The 18,852-nt window shown below is 61.2% G+C and carries 18 protein-coding genes; 7 read left to right on the top strand and 11 right to left on the bottom strand.

All coding sequences use genetic code 11. The annotated features are described in order from the left end of the window. The first annotated feature begins 698 nt into the window (after positions 1-698). The 6 genes from PPRO_RS05100 to PPRO_RS05075 all read left to right on the top strand — a co-directional run bounded on the left by PPRO_RS05100 (position 699) and on the right by PPRO_RS05075 (position 7,272). Positions 699-1,595: a transporter gene (locus PPRO_RS05100; RefSeq protein ID WP_041532144.1), complete on the top strand. Its 897-nt coding sequence runs from the start codon at positions 699-701 to the stop codon at positions 1,593-1,595. Positions 1,596-1,700: 105 nt separating this feature from the next. Beyond that, entirely contained in the window at positions 1,701-2,762 is a 1,062-nt protein-coding gene (locus PPRO_RS05095) for a 2,3-butanediol dehydrogenase (protein ID WP_011734972.1), read from the top strand. A gap of 141 nt (positions 2,763-2,903) precedes the next feature. Then, a complete protein-coding gene (locus PPRO_RS05090) occupies positions 2,904-4,049 on the top strand; it encodes a hypothetical protein (RefSeq protein WP_011734971.1) in 1,146 nt (381 codons plus the stop codon). A gap of 46 nt (positions 4,050-4,095) precedes the next feature. After that, a complete protein-coding gene (locus tag PPRO_RS05085) occupies positions 4,096-4,590 on the top strand; it encodes a VOC family protein (protein WP_011734970.1) in 495 nt (164 codons plus the stop codon). A 74-nt stretch (positions 4,591-4,664) separates the two neighbouring features. Next, the gene (locus PPRO_RS05080; RefSeq protein ID WP_041532142.1) at positions 4,665-4,967 is read left to right on the top strand and encodes a DUF6506 family protein; all 303 of its coding nucleotides are present in this window, start codon (positions 4,665-4,667) and stop codon (positions 4,965-4,967) included. 304 nt (positions 4,968-5,271) lie between these two features. Beyond that, entirely contained in the window at positions 5,272-7,272 is a 2,001-nt protein-coding gene (locus PPRO_RS05075) for a sigma-54-dependent Fis family transcriptional regulator (protein ID WP_011734968.1), read from the top strand. 119 nt (positions 7,273-7,391) lie between these two features. Here the strand turns inward: PPRO_RS05075 and PPRO_RS05070 are convergent, their stop codons facing one another. The 6 genes from PPRO_RS05070 to PPRO_RS05045 all read right to left on the bottom strand — a co-directional run bounded on the left by PPRO_RS05070 (position 7,392) and on the right by PPRO_RS05045 (position 12,853). Continuing rightward, positions 7,392-8,438, bottom strand: coding sequence for an ATP-NAD kinase family protein (locus tag PPRO_RS05070; RefSeq protein ID WP_011734967.1), 1,047 nt, complete (start codon positions 8,436-8,438; stop codon positions 7,392-7,394). A gap of 40 nt (positions 8,439-8,478) precedes the next feature. Continuing rightward, positions 8,479-9,246: an alpha/beta fold hydrolase gene (locus PPRO_RS05065; RefSeq protein ID WP_041532141.1), complete on the bottom strand. Its 768-nt coding sequence runs from the start codon at positions 9,244-9,246 to the stop codon at positions 8,479-8,481. 4 nt (positions 9,247-9,250) lie between these two features. Then, on the bottom strand, positions 9,251-9,613 hold the full coding sequence (locus PPRO_RS05060) for a Lin0512 family protein (RefSeq protein WP_011734965.1): 363 nt from the start codon (positions 9,611-9,613) through the stop codon (positions 9,251-9,253). Then, the gene (locus PPRO_RS05055; protein ID WP_083761189.1) at positions 9,588-10,688 is read right to left on the bottom strand and encodes a TIGR01212 family radical SAM protein; all 1,101 of its coding nucleotides are present in this window, start codon (positions 10,686-10,688) and stop codon (positions 9,588-9,590) included. Before PPRO_RS05055 ends, PPRO_RS05060 begins: the two co-directional genes overlap by 26 nt. Before the next feature lie 20 nt (positions 10,689-10,708). After that, on the bottom strand, positions 10,709-12,487 hold the full coding sequence (gene thiC / locus PPRO_RS05050) for a phosphomethylpyrimidine synthase ThiC (protein WP_011734964.1): 1,779 nt from the start codon (positions 12,485-12,487) through the stop codon (positions 10,709-10,711). Between the two features lie 114 nt (positions 12,488-12,601). Then, positions 12,602-12,853 carry a hypothetical protein gene (locus tag PPRO_RS05045; RefSeq protein ID WP_011734963.1) on the bottom strand — a complete coding sequence of 84 codons (252 nt, stop codon included), beginning with the start codon at positions 12,851-12,853 and terminating at the stop codon, positions 12,602-12,604. A 2-nt stretch (positions 12,854-12,855) separates the two neighbouring features. Between PPRO_RS05045 and PPRO_RS20800 the strand changes: the two genes are divergently transcribed. Further along, the gene (locus PPRO_RS20800; RefSeq protein WP_011734962.1) at positions 12,856-13,299 is read left to right on the top strand and encodes a hypothetical protein; all 444 of its coding nucleotides are present in this window, start codon (positions 12,856-12,858) and stop codon (positions 13,297-13,299) included. A gap of 161 nt (positions 13,300-13,460) precedes the next feature. On the opposite strand, the gene lipB is transcribed toward PPRO_RS20800, so the two are convergent. The 5 genes from lipB to PPRO_RS05020 form a co-directional block, all read right to left on the bottom strand. Further along, positions 13,461-14,090 (bottom strand): lipoyl(octanoyl) transferase LipB, encoded by a 630-nt coding sequence (lipB, locus tag PPRO_RS05040; RefSeq protein ID WP_011734961.1) that lies wholly within the window; start codon positions 14,088-14,090, stop codon positions 13,461-13,463. Between the two features lie 97 nt (positions 14,091-14,187). Further along, entirely contained in the window at positions 14,188-15,603 is a 1,416-nt protein-coding gene (lpdA, locus tag PPRO_RS05035) for a dihydrolipoyl dehydrogenase (protein ID WP_011734960.1), read from the bottom strand. Between the two features lie 104 nt (positions 15,604-15,707). After that, positions 15,708-16,652: a lipoyl synthase gene (gene lipA / locus PPRO_RS05030; protein WP_011734959.1), complete on the bottom strand. Its 945-nt coding sequence runs from the start codon at positions 16,650-16,652 to the stop codon at positions 15,708-15,710. Between the two features lie 182 nt (positions 16,653-16,834). Beyond that, positions 16,835-17,836 carry an alpha-ketoacid dehydrogenase subunit beta gene (locus tag PPRO_RS05025; RefSeq protein ID WP_011734958.1) on the bottom strand — a complete coding sequence of 334 codons (1,002 nt, stop codon included), beginning with the start codon at positions 17,834-17,836 and terminating at the stop codon, positions 16,835-16,837. Positions 17,837-17,857: 21 nt separating this feature from the next. After that, complete coding sequence (locus PPRO_RS05020; RefSeq protein WP_011734955.1) at positions 17,858-18,832, bottom strand: thiamine pyrophosphate-dependent dehydrogenase E1 component subunit alpha; 975 nt, start codon at positions 18,830-18,832, stop codon at positions 17,858-17,860. Between the last annotated feature and the right edge of the window lie 20 nt (positions 18,833-18,852).

Here is an 18,852-nt window from a genome sequence, read left to right as displayed (position 1 = left end):
CGATACAGGTGCATCAATCCGGCCAGACACTGTTCCATTCCGCAACAGAGCCGACGGAAAACCGCTTTTTTCCGCCCCCGGAACCGCCTGAGCCGCGATACCGCCTCCCGGCCAACGGCATCGACCCACGAAAACCGCATCCCTGGAACCGACAAAAAGCAAAACCACATTCTAGTAAACCACGCCCCCCTGAGACAGGTGTTGCAGGCCGCACCCACGATCCCGGCCCGGGCACAGCGTTACATCGATCCCCGGGCGCCAGCCCCACCATCAATCCCCCGGCAGTAAAAAAAAATCGGACAGTATTACAACATCTTGCAGAACCACAACAAAAACAGCGACCTCCCTTGGTACACGTGTTGCTCTTACCCAAATCCAAAAAGTCGTTTTACAAAAGAACAGGACACACAGCAATCAACAGTCTGTCACCAATCTCCTGATAACGGGCGGCGCGACTTCCCTCACCTCCCCCCCTGGGCGCATGAACGGAACCGTGCCCCGATCCATCAGGCGATGGAACAATCAGACCCAAAGGAGCGTACATGATGAAGCGCAAGGGACTCTTTCCCCTGTCGCGGGAACGACCGTCACCGGTGATCAGGAGGCTGTCCGACCGGCCAGTGAGCATCACAGCAGGGCAACCAGTCAGCATCAGCATCCCGTCCAGACGACACACTACACACCATGGAGGTTCTTCTATGCGTTTTATCCTCAAAAAGTTTTCCCTTGGTATCGCTGTTGTATCGCTTTCAGCCATCTGTCTGTCCGCCGCCACGAAGATGGCCGAGGCGGGCGGCATCCCCTACGTCGTCATCGCCCCCCACGAATACCAGTTGCCGGTGGGTGACGACATTCCGGAAAATGGGCAGACCCTTCTGCTCTCCTACAACTTCTTCCGGGACGACAGCCAGGGCTTCAAGGGCAAGGACACCAACGGCCACAGTTCCGTCCGCAACACCGTGGCGACGGTCAACAAGCTGGCCCACATCTTCAAGATCGACGGCATTGACAACGTCGGCTTCCTCTGGGAGGCTGTGGCGGGTTACGCAAACGCCACGATGAAAGACGACAACAGCGTGAGCGGCATGCTCGACCCCCAGACCGGTCTGGTGGTCTGGACCAAGCCGACCAAGAACTGGGTCACCTGCCTGGAATACTGGATGCACATCCCCTTCGGCGATAACGAGCTTTCCGCCCACTCCTGGGATCATGACTTCACCTTCATGACCAACTACGTCCTGGGCAACTTCACCTTCGACGGCGACGTCGGATACAAAGTCCGCGGCGACTACAAACATGGCGGCGAGCACAGGAAACAGAAGGATACGGTCTTCGCCAACCTGGTATTCGCCTACAAGTTCATGAATCAGGTGGAACCGTTCGTCAAGCTGGACTACCAGTCCACGGGCAACAGCACGGACAAGGATACCGGGGACATCGTCGTCCATAGCAACAACGAACTGGCCTACGGCGTCGGCAACCAGTTCCAGATCACCAAGCGGCTCTCCTTTGCCGCCTGGTACGAGCAGGGTATCACCGGAAAAAACACCACCAAGACCAAGGCAGGCATGTTCAGGGCCATCTGGTCATTCTAACGCCCATGGTCCGACCATCGCCACGATGGCCGGACAAACCGAGCAGTCAGGTTTCACAGGCAGCGCGCTTATGCGATGACCTATTCACTACCAAGGAGAGTACGAATGAAAGCTGCAAAATGGTATGCAAAGAAAGACATTCGAGTTGAAAACGTTCCCGAACCGGCCGCCCCCAAGGCGGGTGAAGTCAAGATCAAAGTCGCCTGGTTCGGCATCTGCGGTTCCGACCTGCATGAGTACCTGGCCGGTCCGATCTTCATACCCACCGAGAACCACCCGCTGACCGGAGCCAAGGCCCCGCTGATCCTCGGCCATGAATTCACCGGCACGGTCGTGGCAGTGGGCGCCGGCGTAAACAACGTCAAGGTCGGCGACCTGGTGGCGCCCGATGCCTGCCAGCACTGCGGCGAATGCCTCCCCTGCCGCATGGGCAACTACAATGTCTGCGAAAAACTGGCCTTCACCGGCCTGATGGCCGATGGCGCCTTTGCCGAGTACGTCAATGTGCCGGCCGAACTCTGCTACGTCCTGCCCCCCAACTTCGACCCCCAGGCGGGCGCGGTCATCGAACCGCTGGCCACCGGCTTCAAGGCCGTACGCCTGGCCGGTTCCCTGATGGGCGCCACCGTCGTCGTCTTCGGAGCCGGCACCATCGGTCTGGGCACCCTGATGTGCGTCAAGGCCTCGGGCGCAGCCCAGATAATCGTGGTGGAAATGTCCGCCGCACGCAAGAAACTGGCCAAGGAATGCGGCGCAGACATCATCCTCGACCCCAAGGAATGCGATGTGGTCGCGGAGGTCAAGCGGCTGAGCCCCGAAGGCACCGGCGCCGACGTCTCCTTCGAATGCATCGGCAACAAATTCACCGGCCCCCAGGCCATCGACGTACTGCACAACTGCGGCAAGGCGGTTATCGTCGGCATCTTCGAAGAGCCCAGCTCTTTCAACTTCTTCAGCCTGAGCGCCACCGACAAGGTCGTCATCGGCACCCTGGCCTACACCATCGATGACTTCGCCGGCGTAGCCAAGCTGCTGGCAAGCGGCAAGATCAAGGCCGAACCGATGATCACCGGCAAAATCTCGCTGGACGACATCGTGGACAAAGGGTTCGAAGAATTGGTTAACAACAAGGATGCCCACATCAAGATCATCGTCAGCCCGACATAGGCCCCTAACAGATTCGACACCCAAAGGGGAGGGGAGTTCTCTCCCCTCCCCTTTTTCGTTCCGCACTTCGGTGCCAGATAAACGGGGAGCACTAGCCAAGCAGTATAAAAACGGCTTTGAGAGCTAAAAGAGGAGATGTTTATGGCACATTCAATTGACGCAACCGGCGACAGCAGCGTAGTGAGTGCAAAGCCCTTCGGCTTGCAGGTGGGCGCGGTCGGGTTTGCAATCGCCTGTTTCATCATTTATCAGGTCATCAGCTACGGCGTATGGATACTGTTCGCCGATCCGCAGGTGGGGGTCTGGAAATTCTATCCGCAACCCTTCGGCGCCTATCTGTTCTGGGCCATCATGGTCCTCGTCTTCATCGGCTTCAACTTCGGCATGCACGGCTTCAGCAGCATGAGTCAACCCGGTGGAGGCATCCTGGCAACGGTGGTGACGCTGGTGCTGGGCTTCGCCATCCCCATGCTGCTGATCTTCGGCTACGGCCAGATGGATCCCGCCTTCAGCGCAACAAACTTCGCCGGGCACGGCGCATCCGGCATGATCGTCCTGATCGGCTTCTACGGGTTCGGCATAGTGGCAAACAGCATGGACGGCTGGCCGTGGACCGATGCCGGCCTGAAGCAACCCATGGTTGGTGTAGCACAACTCTTCACCGGTTTTTTCCTGACCTTTGTCGGCTACATCGTCCTGGTCTACCCCTGCATGGCAAGCTGGACCGCGCCGGACAGGGTGGTCATGCCACTTCCCACCGCGGTCGGCTGGTTCTATTCGGTCATTACCGTCTGGCTGACGACAGTCCTGGTGCTCGATCTCTGGCCGTACAGCTCCTTCAAGACTCGCGCCGGAAGGGCACTGGCCGCCTTCTTCGGCAACTTCGCGTTGGGTACCGTTCTCTACTTCATTCTGTTGGCCCTGCTGAAGAACGTCCTGATACCGGCCGACGCCCTGGAGAAAATCGGCCCGGCCATCAACCTCTGGCCGGCCCAACTGGGAGTCTGGATCGTCAACATCCTGCTCTTCTGGGCGCTCTGCTGCGGAAACGCCCCGACCTCCCTGAGCCCGGCCATGAACCGCATCATCAGGTTCATCATCACCTGGGGCCTGGGAATTGGCGCATTCGTTATCTACATGAGAGGTTTCGCCGTCAATGTGCTGCATGAGGCCGAGATCGTTCCCGGATTCGGTGGCGACCCCCTGACCTGGGTCGACCTTCTGAACACGGTCCTGCTGATATTCGTCTGCTATTTCGGCTGTTACGGTCTAAATAAAAAACAGTGACTACTGGCGCAACAATCTGGTTTCACAACTAATGAGGAGGCATGCAATGCCTGAGAAACCTATTTTTACCAAGATCATGCAGATAGGCCTGGTGGTGAAGGACTGCGACGCCACCGTAAGGAAGTATGCCGACCAGTACGGTATCGGCCCCTGGTCGATCTATGAGTTCAACCCGAGCACGGTCAGCAATATGATCATAGAGGGAAAGCCGGTCCAGTACTCAATGCGCCTTGCTTTGGCCGACATCGGCGGAGTGCAGTGGGAACTCATCGAACCCAAGGATGACATCAGCATCTATGCCCAATTCCTGAAGGAAAATGGTGAGGGGCTGCATCACGTGGCCTTCGACACGGAAAACTACGAGAAGACCGTCCAGTTTTACCAGGACAGGGGGCTTCCGATTCTGCAGGGAGGCACCTGGGAGGGCATGACCTACACCTATCTTGATTCGCGCAAGGACCTGGGAGTCATCGCCGAGATCTACAAGCTGACACCCGATTTCAAGTGGCCCGAACCGGTTGCGGTATACCCCAACCCCTGACAACCGGGTAGAGACGCATGGCAATGCATCCCTACCCGCACTTTGTTCAACCACGTAACAGGGAGGTCATACAGATGGCACTGAAGGCAGCATTCATATTCGTGGCACCGGAAGCAGACCCGGCACAGCACCGGACCCTTATCGAAACAGCGCAGGTCACCCTGGCGACAGTCGGCGTCAAGGACTATCAGGCAGCCGCACAGGTCGCCCAGGAACTGGTGCGGGATGGTTTCGTGGCCATCGAATTGTGCGGGGGGTTCGGCATCGAGGGCACCGCCCTGGTCAAGCGTGCCGTCAACGGCAAGGCAGCGGTGGGCGTGGTTCGCTTCGATAACCACCCCGGCCTGGAATTCAAGAGCGGAGACGAGTTGTTCTAACCTGGACGCGGCAGTTGGAGCTGGGCTTTGTGCGGCTCCAACTGCCGGCTGGAGCGTTGAATGCGGCATCTGGGCCACCCATATCACCAGTCTGTCGGCAGCCGCCCACGCCTGCCGGAGACAGACCAGAAAGCATGTCCGGCAACGCACAATCAGCGCTGTTCATTCCACAGGGAAAGTGCTATGTTTTCTTGCGATCATGCTGAGAAGTACCGGGACTAACCGCCCGTAGTGAAGACGATGAAAGTGATTCACCGATACAAAGTGTCACTCTCAATTCGGTTGTCATGTCAGGAGAGGAACGGTGTCAAACTCGTACACGAAAAACCATATCAGCGATGTCATCCGCTCGGTCAATTCCAACAACCTGCCCTCAATCAGGAGCAACACTACCGCCCCCGTCATCCACAGCTCGTGGAAACGCTGCTTCAACGATTACAGCATCGACCCTTCATCAAAAAGCAAACCCCGCATCATCACCGGCAGCGCCCTGAAGGAGTGCCAGGAACCGCTGGAGGAGTTCCTGTTCATCGCCAAGTCCGGCATGAAGAGCCTCTACGAGAAGATCGCCACGGCCGGCTACGTGATCCTGCTGGGAGACGCCAACGGCGTCACCATCGACTACATGGGCAACCCCGACACCGAGAAGGAGCATCGTGACGCTGGTCTGTACCTGGGCTCGCTCTGGGCTGAATCCGTGGAAGGCACCTGCGGCGTGGGAACCTGCATCGAGGAAAAGCGGCCCATCACCATCCACCGCGACGAGCATTTCCGCGCCCGCCACATCGGCTTGAGCTGTTCCACCACCCCGCTCTTCTTCCCCGACGGAACCCTGCTGGGCGTACTGGACATATCCCAGCTCCATCCGCCGCAATCACGGGACTCGCAACTACTCGCCCTGCAGATGCTCAGCTATTCCGCCCGCCTGATCGAGAACGCCTATTTCATGCGCCTCTACAAGGACTGCTGGATCGTGCGCTTCAGCTGCATGAAGGCGTTCGTGGAGGTAGTGGCCGAGAGTTTTCTGGCGGTGAGCAACGAGGGGTACGTGATCGCCGCCAACCAGAGCGCACTGACCCAGCTGCAGGGGCCGCAGCTCCCCAGCCCCATCGGCCGCCACGTCAGTGCCGTGTTCGATCTTCGCATGGAAGAGCTCGTGGAGCATGCCACCCACAAGACAACAACGATCCTTCCCATCCGCTTCCTGGATACCGGATATCAGTACTTTGCCACCTTCCGCGCGCCCGAGAAGAAGAGCCCCCTTTCGCCCCCCAAAAAAGAGACCAGGAGCAAGCCTTCCCCCCACTTCACCCTGGACTACCTGGCCGGGACCGACCCGCGCATGGCCTACAACGTGAACTGCGCCAAACGGCTGATGAACAGGAACATATCCATACTCCTGATCGGAGAAACCGGAACCGGCAAGGAGGTCTTTGCCCGGGCGATACACGAGGCCAGTGACAGGGCCTCCAAACCGTTCGTGGCCCTGAACTGCGCCTCCATTCCGGAGTCGCTGATCGAGAGCGAGCTGTTCGGCTACAAGCAGGGCGCGTTCACCGGCGCCAACAGCAAGGGGATGCGGGGCAAGATCCTGCAGTCCAGCGGCGGCACCCTGTTTCTGGACGAAATCGGCGACATGCCCTTCAACCTGCAGACGCGCCTGCTGCGGGTGCTGGCGGAGCGGGAGGTGCAGCCGCTGGGAAGTGAATCGGTCATCAAGGTCGATCTCAACATCATCTGCGCCACCCTGAGGAACCTGGAAGAGCTGGTGCGCGAGAAACAGTTCCGGGAGGACCTGTACTACCGCCTGAACGGCATCACCATCAAACTGCCCCCCCTGCGGGAGCGCACGGACAGGGCTCTGGTGATCGAGAACGCCCTGGCGGCCGAGGCCGAGCCGGGCGTCGAAACAGGCCTCGCCCCCGAGGCGCTGGAAATCCTGGCCGCCTATGACTGGCCGGGCAACATCAGACAACTGCGCAATGCGCTGCGCTTCTCCATCGCCATCAGCGAGGGTGAAACCATTCATGCCAGGGACCTGCCCCCTGACCTGCTCAAAGCCCCGACATCCGGCATAGCCCTGCCTGCGCCCGCCCCCAGCCCGGAGCCCCTTCCGGCACAGGATCCGGCTTCACTGCTGCCGGACCTGCCTCCCCAGGACGCCCAGGAACGGGAGAAACTGCTGCGAACGCTGAAGAAGAACAAGTGGAACATCACCGATGCCTCGCGGGAGCTGTGCGTCAGTCGTTCCACCCTGTACCGCAAGATGAGCAAATACCACCTCATTCCGCCCAACGAGCTCTGACCTTCCGCACTCCTCTGTTGTCGTCCGAAGCGCCCTTACCAAAGGACTTCGGACGACAACCCATCGGAACGAACCGCACCTCTTGTCCACCACCCCACCATTCGTCACTCTGCGACGCTTCAGTCGCATATAAAGAGATGCCCCTCGGCCGCCACCCTCATGACACGGTCGATGTCTATGGTGATGGGGCCCTCCATCTCCAGCCGGACCAATGGCCGATCCTGCTCGGTGAAGGCGACACTCCGCTCACCGTCAAAGGCGATGGTCCCCCTGCCCGTGCCGATAGCGCAGACCTGCCGGGGGTGGAGTTCGTCCATCTCCACGACCCCGACCTGCTGCATAAGACCGGGCGCAATGGGCACGGAAAGCGTGAAACGCCCCTCACCGGGAGGCGCAAGGAGCAGTCGCACCCCAAAGGGATCCCAGCGCTCCACCGGCCGCAGATAGCCCACGATGGAAGAGAGGCCGATGGACGAGGGGGAGGCGAAGGTCACGAACAATTCACGCAGGCAGGCGGGCTGCCAGAGCGCCCGGGTCCCGACCCAGCATTCCGTTGAGACGCACAGGTCCACCAGCGCTATTTCCTCTCCCCTGCCCCCCAGTTCCAGGTGCAGCAGCTTGTTCTGGGAACTCACCTCCTCCACCCGAACCTTGCCGGTGGCCACCAGTCCGGCGGCAAGGCCGGCAACCGTGGCCTCCCGGATCTCCGGAAAGGTGTTGTTGGTTCCGGTGGAGAGCGCCACCAGCGGCGTGGATCCGCAGGCCTTGGACACCACCCGGTGGGTTCCGTCCCCCCCCATGACGATGATCAGCTCAACCCCCTGGCTGACCATCTGCTCAACGGCACGGATGGTATCGATTTCGCCGTACTCGATCGGCATCTCCAGGAACCGCACCCGCGGCCAGTTCCGGCCATGGCGGGCAATGGCGGTCTCCTGCTCGTGCAGGACCCTGGCAGCGATACCGCCCGTATCCGGCATCATCAGCACATCGCGCACGCCGAGGCTCCCCATGGCGGAGAGCATGCGCAGAATCATGTTGCTCTTCTCTACGGTGGGAAATACCGAGGCCCGCGCAACCAGTCGCCTCACGTCACGCCCTGAGGCGGGGTTGGCCAGAATGCCAACGACCGGACTGTCGGCAAGTGTCAAGATCTTTCCACCCATGCTTTGTCTCTCCTTTCTGATTTCATACACCGAAACAGGCTCAGGCCGCTGCCAGGAAACCATCCAGGGCAGCCCGGAACACTCCGGGCGCTTCCACATGCGGCCAATGCCCGGCGTGTGAGATGGTCACCAACCGCGCGCGGGGAAATGAATCCCTGACCAGCCCAGCGTCCGCAACCCGCAGGTAGTCGGAGCATTCCCCCTTCATGAACAGGGCTGATACGCCACAGCTTGCGACATCGACCGGCCAGCCGCTGATAACGTCATAATTCCGTACAATACTCTCCAGGTTGATTCTCCAGGCAAAGCTACCTCGGGGGGTGCGAACCAGATTCTTCAACAGAAACAGGCGCATGTCCGGATCGGGAATGGAGGCCTGAAGAACCAGATCAATATCCTCCCGCTCCCTGAAGCGCTCCGGCTCCAGGGCCACCAGCCCACGGAGTATGTCGTCGTGGCGGGCCCCGTACGGCTTGGGGGCGATGTCCACCACCACCAGTTTCTCCACCATCTCCGGCCAGGCAAGGGCAAAGCGCATGGCGACCTTGCCCCCCATGGAATGCCCCAGCAGGATCGTCCGTCCAAGGGAATGCTGTTCCATGAACTGTCGCAGATCCTCAGCCATGGCCGGATAGTCCATGCGGTCACAGTGGGGAGATCGGCCATGGTTGCGCAGGTCCAGGCTAAACACGCGGTAGCGACCGGCAAGCCACCTGGCCATGGTGCGCCAGTTGTCCCCCGAACCGAGCAGGCCGTGGAGGATGATCAGGGGCGGACCTGATCCATGGATCTCATGGTGCAGTTGCACGGCTTCACGCCCGATCCAGCGACACGGTGAGCGCCGCCACGGCGACAATGATGCTGTCCCCCTCCCCCAGTTCCGGGAGATCCAGTCCCCTCACCGACAGGCCGCCGGAGACGACCTCCAGCTCCCTGGTGCCGAAGGGGATCATCTCCAGCACCGCCGCAGCGTCAACCTGTTCCGGCCTGCTGCAGCCAACCTTGACCGCCACATGCATCCCCCCGGGATCGGTCATGCCCATAATCTCAAACAGGCCGCACAGGCAGCTGCGCGACAGGGCATCCCGTACCGCCCGGCGGGCCGCCTTGGTCATGTCCCCCCCATGGAGGTCAGAGCCATATCCCAACTCAACGATGAAGCGTTTGCGTGTCATACCCATTCCCTCTTCCTTGCGGAGCAAACGTCGCTCCGGCCGACGCCATATCCGGAAACAGCCGATCAGAGGCTTTCCCGGGGAGAGCGGTCAGGAAACAATCCTCGAATCCGGCGGTACGGTCAGCGACCAGCAGCCTGTCGTCGGCCAGCCGGCACCCCTGCCAGCTCCCGCGCCGTTTCAACTCATTAACGATGGAATACCACATCTGGTTGTTCTTCAGCCCCCAGCACGGGGCCACCAGCAGGTCCAAGGGGGCCGAGCCGTACAGCCTCTGGATGGCGACACGGCCGGGAAGGCGTTCCAGAAAATCGCAGACGCCAGCCACATACTCTCCATGGGAGATCAGCCGCAGCTCTCCGCGTTCACACATCCCGGCCAGCCTGGTGCCCCGCACGGCATGGAGCTGGTGAATCTTCACGGAATCCACGGGAAGCCCTGCCAGAAGGTCGGCCGTCTTCAGGAACGAGGCGCGCGTTTCCCCGGGAAAGCCGTAGATCAGGTGCGTACAGACATGGAGCCCCCGCTCGGCAACCCGCTTCACTGCCTCCAGGTATTCGGCCAGGGTATGTCCCCGGTTCATCCACCTGAGGAGGGAGGCGTCCATGGACTGCAACCCCAATTCCACGCAGACGTAGCGGCTGCGGCCGATCTCCGCCAGTAGATCGAGGGCGTCATCTCCCAGCGCATCGGGCCGGGTGCCGACGGAGATACCCAGCACGTCCGGGGCGGCAAGGGCACGGCCGTACAGGTCGCGCAGCTTCTCCACCGGTGCATAGGTGTTGGTGAACTTCTGGAAGTAGATGATGAACTTCTCGCTCCCCAGCCTGGTGCGGTGGTAGGCCATGCCATGGTCGATCTGCTGCTCCGGGGATATGTCCGGCCGTGCCCCGTCCGGGGAGAATGCGGCGTTGTCGCAGAAAATACAGCCGCCGGTCCCCTTGCTGCCGTCGCGGTTGGGGCAGGTGAAACCGCCATCCACGTTGACTTTGCTGACCCGGCAGCCGAAGTGGCGGCGCAGCCAGGAGCCGTAGGAGTTGATCAGCAGATGCTTGTGAATATGAGCGTGGGACATCACGACTCCGTTGTGCGTTGTTACGCTCCCGCCTGTTCACGGATATTGCGCGTGATTCTCATGGCGCAGAAATCCGGGCCGCACATGGAGCAGAAATGGGATGCCTTGTCAGCCTCGGCGGGCAGGGTCAGGTCGTGCAGGCGTTGCGGCATTTCCGGGTCGAGGGCCAGGTTGAACTGGTCCTTCCAGCGGAATTCAAAGCGCGCCTTGGAGAGGGCATCGTCCCGCAGTCGGGCGCCGGGATGCCCCTTTGCCAGGTCGGCGGCATGGGCGGCGATCTTGAAGGTGACAATCCCCTCCTTGACATCATCTTTGTCCGGCAGGCCCAGGTGCTCCTTGCGGGTGACGTAGCAGAGCATGGAGGTGCCCAGCCAGCCGATCATGGCCCCGCCGATGGCCGAGGTGATGTGGTCGTATCCCGGCGCCACATCGGTGACCAGCGGCCCCAGGGTATAGAACGGCGCTTCGTGGCACTGCTCCAGCTGCAGCTCCATGTTTTCCCTGATCAGGTGCAGGGGCACATGCCCCGGCCCCTCTATCATGGTCTGCACGTCATGCTTCCAGGCCAGCCGGGTCAGCTCGCCCAGGGTCTTCAGTTCGGCGAACTGGGCCTCGTCATTGGCATCGTGCAGCGAGCCGGGACGCATGCCATCCCCCAGGGAGAAGCTGACGTCGTAGGCCTTCATGATCTCGCAGATCTCCTCGAAGCGGGTGTACAGGAAACTTTCGCATCTGTGGGCATGACACCATTTGGCCATGATCGAGCCGCCGCGGGACACGATGCCGGTCAGGCGTCGCGAGGTCAGCGGCAGATGCTCCAGCCTCACCCCGGCATGGATGGTGAAGTAGTCCACCCCCTGCTCCGCCTGCTCCACCAGGGTATCGCGGAAGACGTCCCAGCTGAGATCCTCGGCCACGCCGGCTACCTTCTCCAGGGCCTGGTAGATGGGCACCGTGCCAATGGGAACCGGGCTGTTGCGCAGTATCCACTCGCGCGTCTCGTGGATGTGGGCGCCGGTGGAGAGGTCCATCACCGTATCCGCACCCCAGCGGATGGCCCAGATCATCTTTTCCACCTCGTCCATGACAGAGGAGGCCAGGGCGGAATTGCCGATATTGGCGTTGACCTTAACCAGGAAGTTACGGCCGATGATCATCGGCTCAGCCTCCGGGTGGTTGATATTGAGCGGAATAATGGCCCTGCCGCGGGCAACTTCGGACCTGACGTATTCCGGGGTGATTACTGCGGGGCGTGACATGCCCCCCTCACGAACGGGATGAGGAGTCTGCTGTTGCGTATCCGCTCCCTCCCGGCGCTGGTTTTCCCGAATGGCGACAAACTCCATCTCGGGGGTGACAATGCCCTGGCGGGCATAGTGCATCTGGGTCACGTTGCCGCCAGAGCGGGAGCGGCGGGGGGCGCGGCTGACGGGAAAGGCGCCAGCGCCAGACCCGCGGCCGGCACAGTTGCTCTTTTCCGACAGAAGTGCCGGATCCGAATACGTTTCAGTGTCGTAGCGTTCGGCAATCCAGTTCTCGCGCAGGCCGGCCAAGCCTGAGCGGATATCGCAGCAAAGCGTGGCATCGCCATAGGGGCCGGCTGTGTCGTAGACATGGATCGAAGCGGGCTTAGCCGCTCCATCCCCCCCTGGAGAGTCGGTGAGGAGGATTTCCCTCATCGGCACCCGCAGGTCAGGCCGCGAACCGGTCAGATAGGCCCTCCGGGAATGGGGAAACTCCCCCGTTACCGCGCTCTCCGCGCTGTTCGTGCCCCTGGGGCAGTTCCTGTTCTCGTTCATGCGTGCTATCTCCTCCCGTGACCGAATCGACATCCCCGCCGTCGTCCCGTCCCCATGGATACTCTCCTTTAATAGTGTTCGACCGGACCCTGCCGCCTTTCGGAGCGCCCTCCCTCAGCACGCCTCGGGGCGGCGGCCGGCATCGCGCCGCACTTCAGCCGGCAGGAACTCCTGGCCTCGGTAACAACCGATCTCCCGGACAATGGAGCGCGCGATGTCATCCAGGCTAAAGGCGCTGGCGCCATGGATATGGGCATTGAGACAGACAGAGATCGCATCCAGCAGGCTGTCGGCCCGCTGCATGCGCGTGCGCTGTTCTCCCGGCCAGTTCGCCGACTCGTGCAGTCGCGTTGAATGTCCCGGCATGCATGATTCCTTTCCGGCTTTACGGATTTCCTCGTCGGCTGAAGCAGCCGCAAGCGGCCTGCTCCAGCATCGGCGGCGTCACTGCAGACAAAGCAAAAACAGCACCAGAATTGAGAAATCAACGCCATTGCACGCAAAAAGTCTTGCAACCACCTGATATTGATCAATTTTGCAGAGCAGCCTCTTTTCAGTACCCGTGGCTTTTCCGGATAGAGCCGACCTCTTTCTCCGCTGGCGCGGGGACGCGTTACACCTGTTTCAGCCGCGACCGTTACACCTGTTTCAGCCATGGCCGCGCCATCCGTCCGTATCAATCCCCCCCCCAGGAGAGCCGGCGCACCATCCCGGCCTCACCGGGGGGGGGGGGCAGCAACCCGAAAGGGATCCAGTTCATGAAAAAGGGATGTACGGCGTCGGAAAACGGAAAAAGCACGGGAGAGGACTGAAGAACAGTCGGCACAAGGGAGCGCAGGGGCGATGCATGGGAAGGGAAAAAGGGGGAGACGAAGGGGAAGCGGCGCAGGGCGAGCGACACATGGGAGAGAGTGATTTCAAGAGTCCGGAAATTCGCACGAGAAGACGTAAGGACAGCGGTGAAGCGCCCTGCCTACAGCGCTCCGGCTGCGGGGAGCCACTCATCCAGCAGCCCCTGGAAGCGCCCGGCGACGCGCGACTTCACCTCATCCATGGCAATCGGGCAGCCACAGAGGCGCTCCAGGGAAGCGATGGGACAGGTGGCAATGCCGCAGGGATTGATGCGCTCAAAGGAGGAGAGGTCGTTGTTCACGTTCATGGCAAAACCGTGCATGGTAACCCAGTGACGCACGCCTACACCGATGGCGGCCAACTTGCCCTGGTCGGTCCAGACACCGGTTTTTCCCGGCACCCGGAAAGCGCTGACACCAAAATCAGCCACCACCGAAATCAGCAGTTCCTCCAGGAACCTCAGGTAATGCCGCAGATCGCAGCCCCGCGGCCTGAGGTTGATCAGCGGATAGCCCACCAGCTGCCCCGGCCCGTGAAAGGTGACATCCCCGCCCCGGCTGATGCGGATGGCCTGGATGGAGTGGTCCAAGATGTTTTCTTCGCAGCCGGCCCGTCCGATGGTGTAGACCGGATGGTGCTCCAGAAGCAGTAGCGTCTCCGGCGTGGCGTTGCGGTACACCCCATCAGCGATGCGTTCCTGTAGGCTGAAGGCGGCGGCATAGTCGACGACACCGAGATCATTCAGAATCATTGTTCGCTTCCCGAATTCCCGCCATACCTGGACGGTCAAAAAAGCCCCCACCGGAATCGGAGGAAGGTGACTCCGGTGGGGGCAACAATGCACATCATCAGGCATGAATGGCTGATTTATGCACGTCAAGCGCAGCTTCCTTGATTGCTTCGGCCAGGGTGGGATGGGCGTGGAACATGGCCGCGATGTCGTGGGAGGTGCCGCCGTAGACCATGACAGCCACCCCTTCCGCGATCATGTCCGAGGCCCGGGGCCCGACGATGTGGATGCCGAGAACCTTATCGTTCTCCTTGTGGGCCAGGATCTTGACGAAACCCTCGGTTTCATCCATGGCCCGAGCCCGGCCATTGCCCATGAAGTTGAATTTGCCCACGGCGTAGGGGATCTGCTCCTCTTTCAGGGCCTGCTCGGTCTTGCCCACCGAGGCAGCCTCAGGCCAGGTATAGGCGATGCCCGGAATGGTTTCGTAGTGGACCTGGGATTTCATACCGGTCAGGCGTTCGGCAAAGGCCACCGCCTCTTCCGATGCCTTGTGGGCAAGCAGCGGTCCCGGGATCAGGTCACCGATGGCGTAGATACCGGCCACGGATGTTTCGTAGTTTTCGTCCACCTCGACGCGCCCCTTGTCGTTGACCGCAACGCCGGCGTCTTCCAGACCCAGCCCGGCCGTGACCGGTTTCCTGCCGATGGCCACCAGGATCTTGTCGCACTCCACCAGCTCGGTCTTGCCGCCGGCGGTCAGGCTTACCCGCGCCTTGTCGCCGACCTTCTCCACCTTGGTGACGCTGGTAGCCATGCGGAATTCCACTCCCTGTTTTTTCAGGATCTTCATCAGGGCGTCCGTGACCTCGCTGTCGGTGAAGGGGAGCATCTTGGGCATCATCTCCACAACCGTGACCCTGGCCCCCAGGCGCCTCCAAACCGACCCCAACTCCAGGCCGATATAACCGGCGCCCACCACGATCAGGTGTTCCGGTACGCTACAGAACTCCAGGGCATCCTTGGAACTGACGATCAGCGTGCCGTCAAAGGGGAGCGTGGGCACCTCCACCGGCACCCCTCCCGTTGCCAGCAGCACTTTCCTGGCCTTGACGGTCTGGGTGGCACCCGTGGCCGTCACCTCCACGCAGTGGGGCTCTCCTGCTACGGGACGAACGATCCTGCCCGTGCCGCAGATCACCTGGACCTTGTTCTTCTTGAACAGGTAGGCGACGCCGTCGGTGAGTTTCTTGACCACATCGGCCTTGCGGGCCTGCATGACGGCGACGTCCAGTTTCGGCGGGTTGACGATAACGCCGTGGCTGGCGAACTTGTCGCGGGCCATGGAGAAATGCTCGCTGGAATCCAGCAGCGCCTTGCTGGGGATACACCCCTCGTTCAGGCAGGCGCCCCCCATGGTCGGCCGCGGTTCCACCACGGCAACCTTCATCCCCAGCTGGGAAGCGCGGATGGCGGCCACATAGCCCCCCGGTCCCGCTCCGAGCACCACAAGATCAAATACCTCTTCACTCATTCCTTGCACCTCTTGTTTTTCGTGGTTTAAGCCACGCGCAAACGTCCCGGCCCTGTTGCCCCCCCTGAGGGGATGACGTGAACGTCACGCGAGCCTCGTGTCTATCAGTTTACCAGCATAAGTTCCCGTGCCTGCATGTCCGCATGGTAGGACGAGCGCACCATGGGGCCTGATTCCACATGGGAAAAGCCGATGGAGAGCCCGAACTGCCGGTAACGCTCGAATTCGTCGGGGGTGACGTAGCGCTCCACCGGCAGATGATGCGGACTGGGTCGCATGTACTGCCCCAGGGTCAGCATGTCGCAGCGGTGGCGGCGCAGTTCTTCCATGACATCCCGCACTTCCTGCTCCGTTTCACCCAGGCCAAGCATCAGCCCGGATTTGGTGGGGACATGATCGAACTGTTCCCTGAAGCGGAGCAACAGATCCAAAGAGCCATGATAATCGGCCTGGGGGCGCACCCTGGGGTACAGGCGCGGCACCGTTTCCAGGTTATGGTTGAACACATCGGGGAGATTCATGCGCAGCTCTTCGAATGCCACGGCCACAGCACCGCGAAAATCGGGAGTCAGTATTTCAACCTTCAGGCTCCGCTTCAGGTCCCGCAGGGCCCGGACACAGGCTCCGTAATGGCCGGCGCCACCGTCAGGGAGATCATCCCTGGTCACCGAGGTGATGACCACGTAGCTCAATTTCAAGAGTTCAACGGCCCGGGCCAGATTGACCGGCTCATCGGCCGCCAGCTCATGGGGTGAGCCATGGGCCACGTTGCAGAACGGGCAGTGCCGTGTGCACACATCCCCCATGATCATGAAGGTCGCGGTCCCCTTGCGGAAGCATTCGCCCAGGTTGGGGCAGGATGCCTCTTCGCAGACCGTGTGCAGCCGGTTGTCCCGAAGGATCCTCACCAACCTCTCCACATCCGGCGTGCTGGCCGATTTTCCCCGCAGCCACTCCGGCTTGGGCAACGGCTTGGTGGCAAGGGATACATCCGTTCCCAGATGGGCGGTTTTCACCGCTCCCCGCATCGTTGTTGGTTGTACGTCCATAGAGATCATCTCCCCGAATTTCCCCCATGCTGACATGGAAACCATTGACTCACACAAAGCAACAAAGCAGCTGCCAGGGCGTTGCGGCTCCCTGTGGGAGAACGGTTATCCATACGCTTACCCATGACACCTCCGCGGCGTCCCCCCCACATCCCTGGATGCCGCCGCGGAGGATCCTTCGTCTACATGATCGCCTTTACCGCTGCCTCGATTTTTGCGGCATTGGGCAGGTAGAGGTCTTCCAGCACATCGCTGAACGGTACCGGAGTGTGCGGAGCGGTCACCAACTTGATCGCTCCCTTCAGGGAGCCGAAGGCTTCCTGGGCAACCACCGAGGAGATGTCGCCGGCCATGCTGGCGCGCGGGTGGGATTCGTCCACCACCACCAGCCGGCCGGTCTTCTCCACACTCTTGATGATCGTGGCCGTGTCCAGCGGAGAGATGGTGCGCGGGTCGATCACCTCACACTCGATACCGGCCTTGGCCAGGGAGGCCGCAGCCTGGGTGGCCATGTGCACCATGCGGCCCAGCGCCACGATGGTCACGTCTTTGCCCTCCCGGACGATGTTGGCCTGGCCGAAGGGGATGGTGTAGCTCTCCTCGGGGACCTCGCCCTTCATGGCGTACAGCGCCTTGTGCTCCATGAAGATGACCGGGTCGTTGTCACGGATGGACTGAATCAGGAGACCCTTGGCCTCGGCAGGCGTGGAGGGAAGCACGACCTTCAGTCCCGGGATGTGGGCGAAGATGGAGTACAGGCACTGGGAGTGCTGGGCAGCGCCACGGAAACCGCCGCCGTACATCATGCGACAGACAACCGGCGTCTCGGCCGTGCCGCCGAACATGTAGCGGAATTTGGCCGCCTGGTTCATCAGCTGGTCGAAACAGACCCCCAGGAAGTCGGCGAACATCATCTCCACCACCGGACGCATGCCGCAGGCGGCGGCGCCCACGGCGGAGCCGATGTAGGCGGATTCGGAGATGGGGGTGTCCATGACACGATCCCCGTATTTCGCGTACAGTCCCTTGGTTACCCCCAGAACACCACCCCAGGCATCCATGACTCCCTGGGTTCCCCGGCCGCCGGCAACGTCCAGACCAATGACGATGACCTTCTCGTCACGCGCCATTTCCTGGGACAGAGCCTCGTTGATCGCATCTTTATAATTGAGTTTTCTCGACATATATCGGTTCCTTTCCGCTCTCTAGTACGATACGTAGACGCCGGTCAGAAGATCCGCCGCCGTTGGTTTGGGCGCAGCCAGAGCCTTGACCACGGAGTCTTCGATCAGGGCCAGAACTTCCTTGTCAATGGCTTCCAGTTCCGCGGCAGTAACCAGGCCGGCGGCAATGGCCTTCTCGGCAAAGATCTTCAGGCAGTCTTTCGTCTTGCGCAGGTTCTGGCTCTCTCCGTTGGGACGGTAGGTCATGGCGTCACCTTCGAAGTGGCCGAAGTAACGCTGGGTCTTGCACTCCAGAAGCGTCGGCCCCTCGCCCGCCCGGGCCCGGCGGATCGCCTCGCCGGCAGCCTCGTACACGGCGAAGAAGTCGTTGCCGTCCACGGTGACGCCCGGCATGCCGAAACCGGCGGCGCGGTCGGCTATGTTGGGGGTCGGAACGTTGTAGGAGACGCCGGTTGACTCGGCGTAGCCGTTGTTCTCGTTCAGGAAGATCACCGGCAGCTTCCATACCGAGGCCAGGTTCATACTCTCCAGGATGGTCCCCTGATTGGAGGCGCCGTCACCGAAAAAAGCAACACCCACCCCGCCATTACCCTTGAACTTGGCTGCCAGGGCCGCGCCGCAGATCAGCGGAGGCCCGGCGCCCACGATGCCGTTGGCGCCCATCATCCCCTTCTCCAGGTCGGCGATGTGCATGGAACCACCCTTGCCGCCGCAGGTGCCGGTCTTCTTGCCGTAGATCTCGGCCATCATGCCGTGGATGTCCACACCCTTGGCAATGCAGTGGCCATGGCCGCGATGGGTGCTGGAAATGCGGTCCTCATCGGTCAGGTGCATGCACACGCCCGTGGCAACAGCCTCCTCGCCCGAGTACAGGTGCACAAACCCCGGAATCTTGCCCGTGGCAAACTCGATGTGCAGGCGGTCTTCAAACTCGCGGATCTCCCTCATGGTCCGGTATGCCCTGAGCAGATCTTCCTTCTTCAACTGGGACGTCATAGCTTCTCCTTTCGACTTCG

It is taken from the genome of Pelobacter propionicus DSM 2379 (assembly GCF_000015045.1).
In the GTDB taxonomy this organism is placed as follows: domain Bacteria; phylum Desulfobacterota; class Desulfuromonadia; order Geobacterales; family Pseudopelobacteraceae; genus Pseudopelobacter; species Pseudopelobacter propionicus.
Note: the sequence above shows the minus strand (reverse complement) of the source record. Positions and strands in the feature narration are given on the sequence as shown.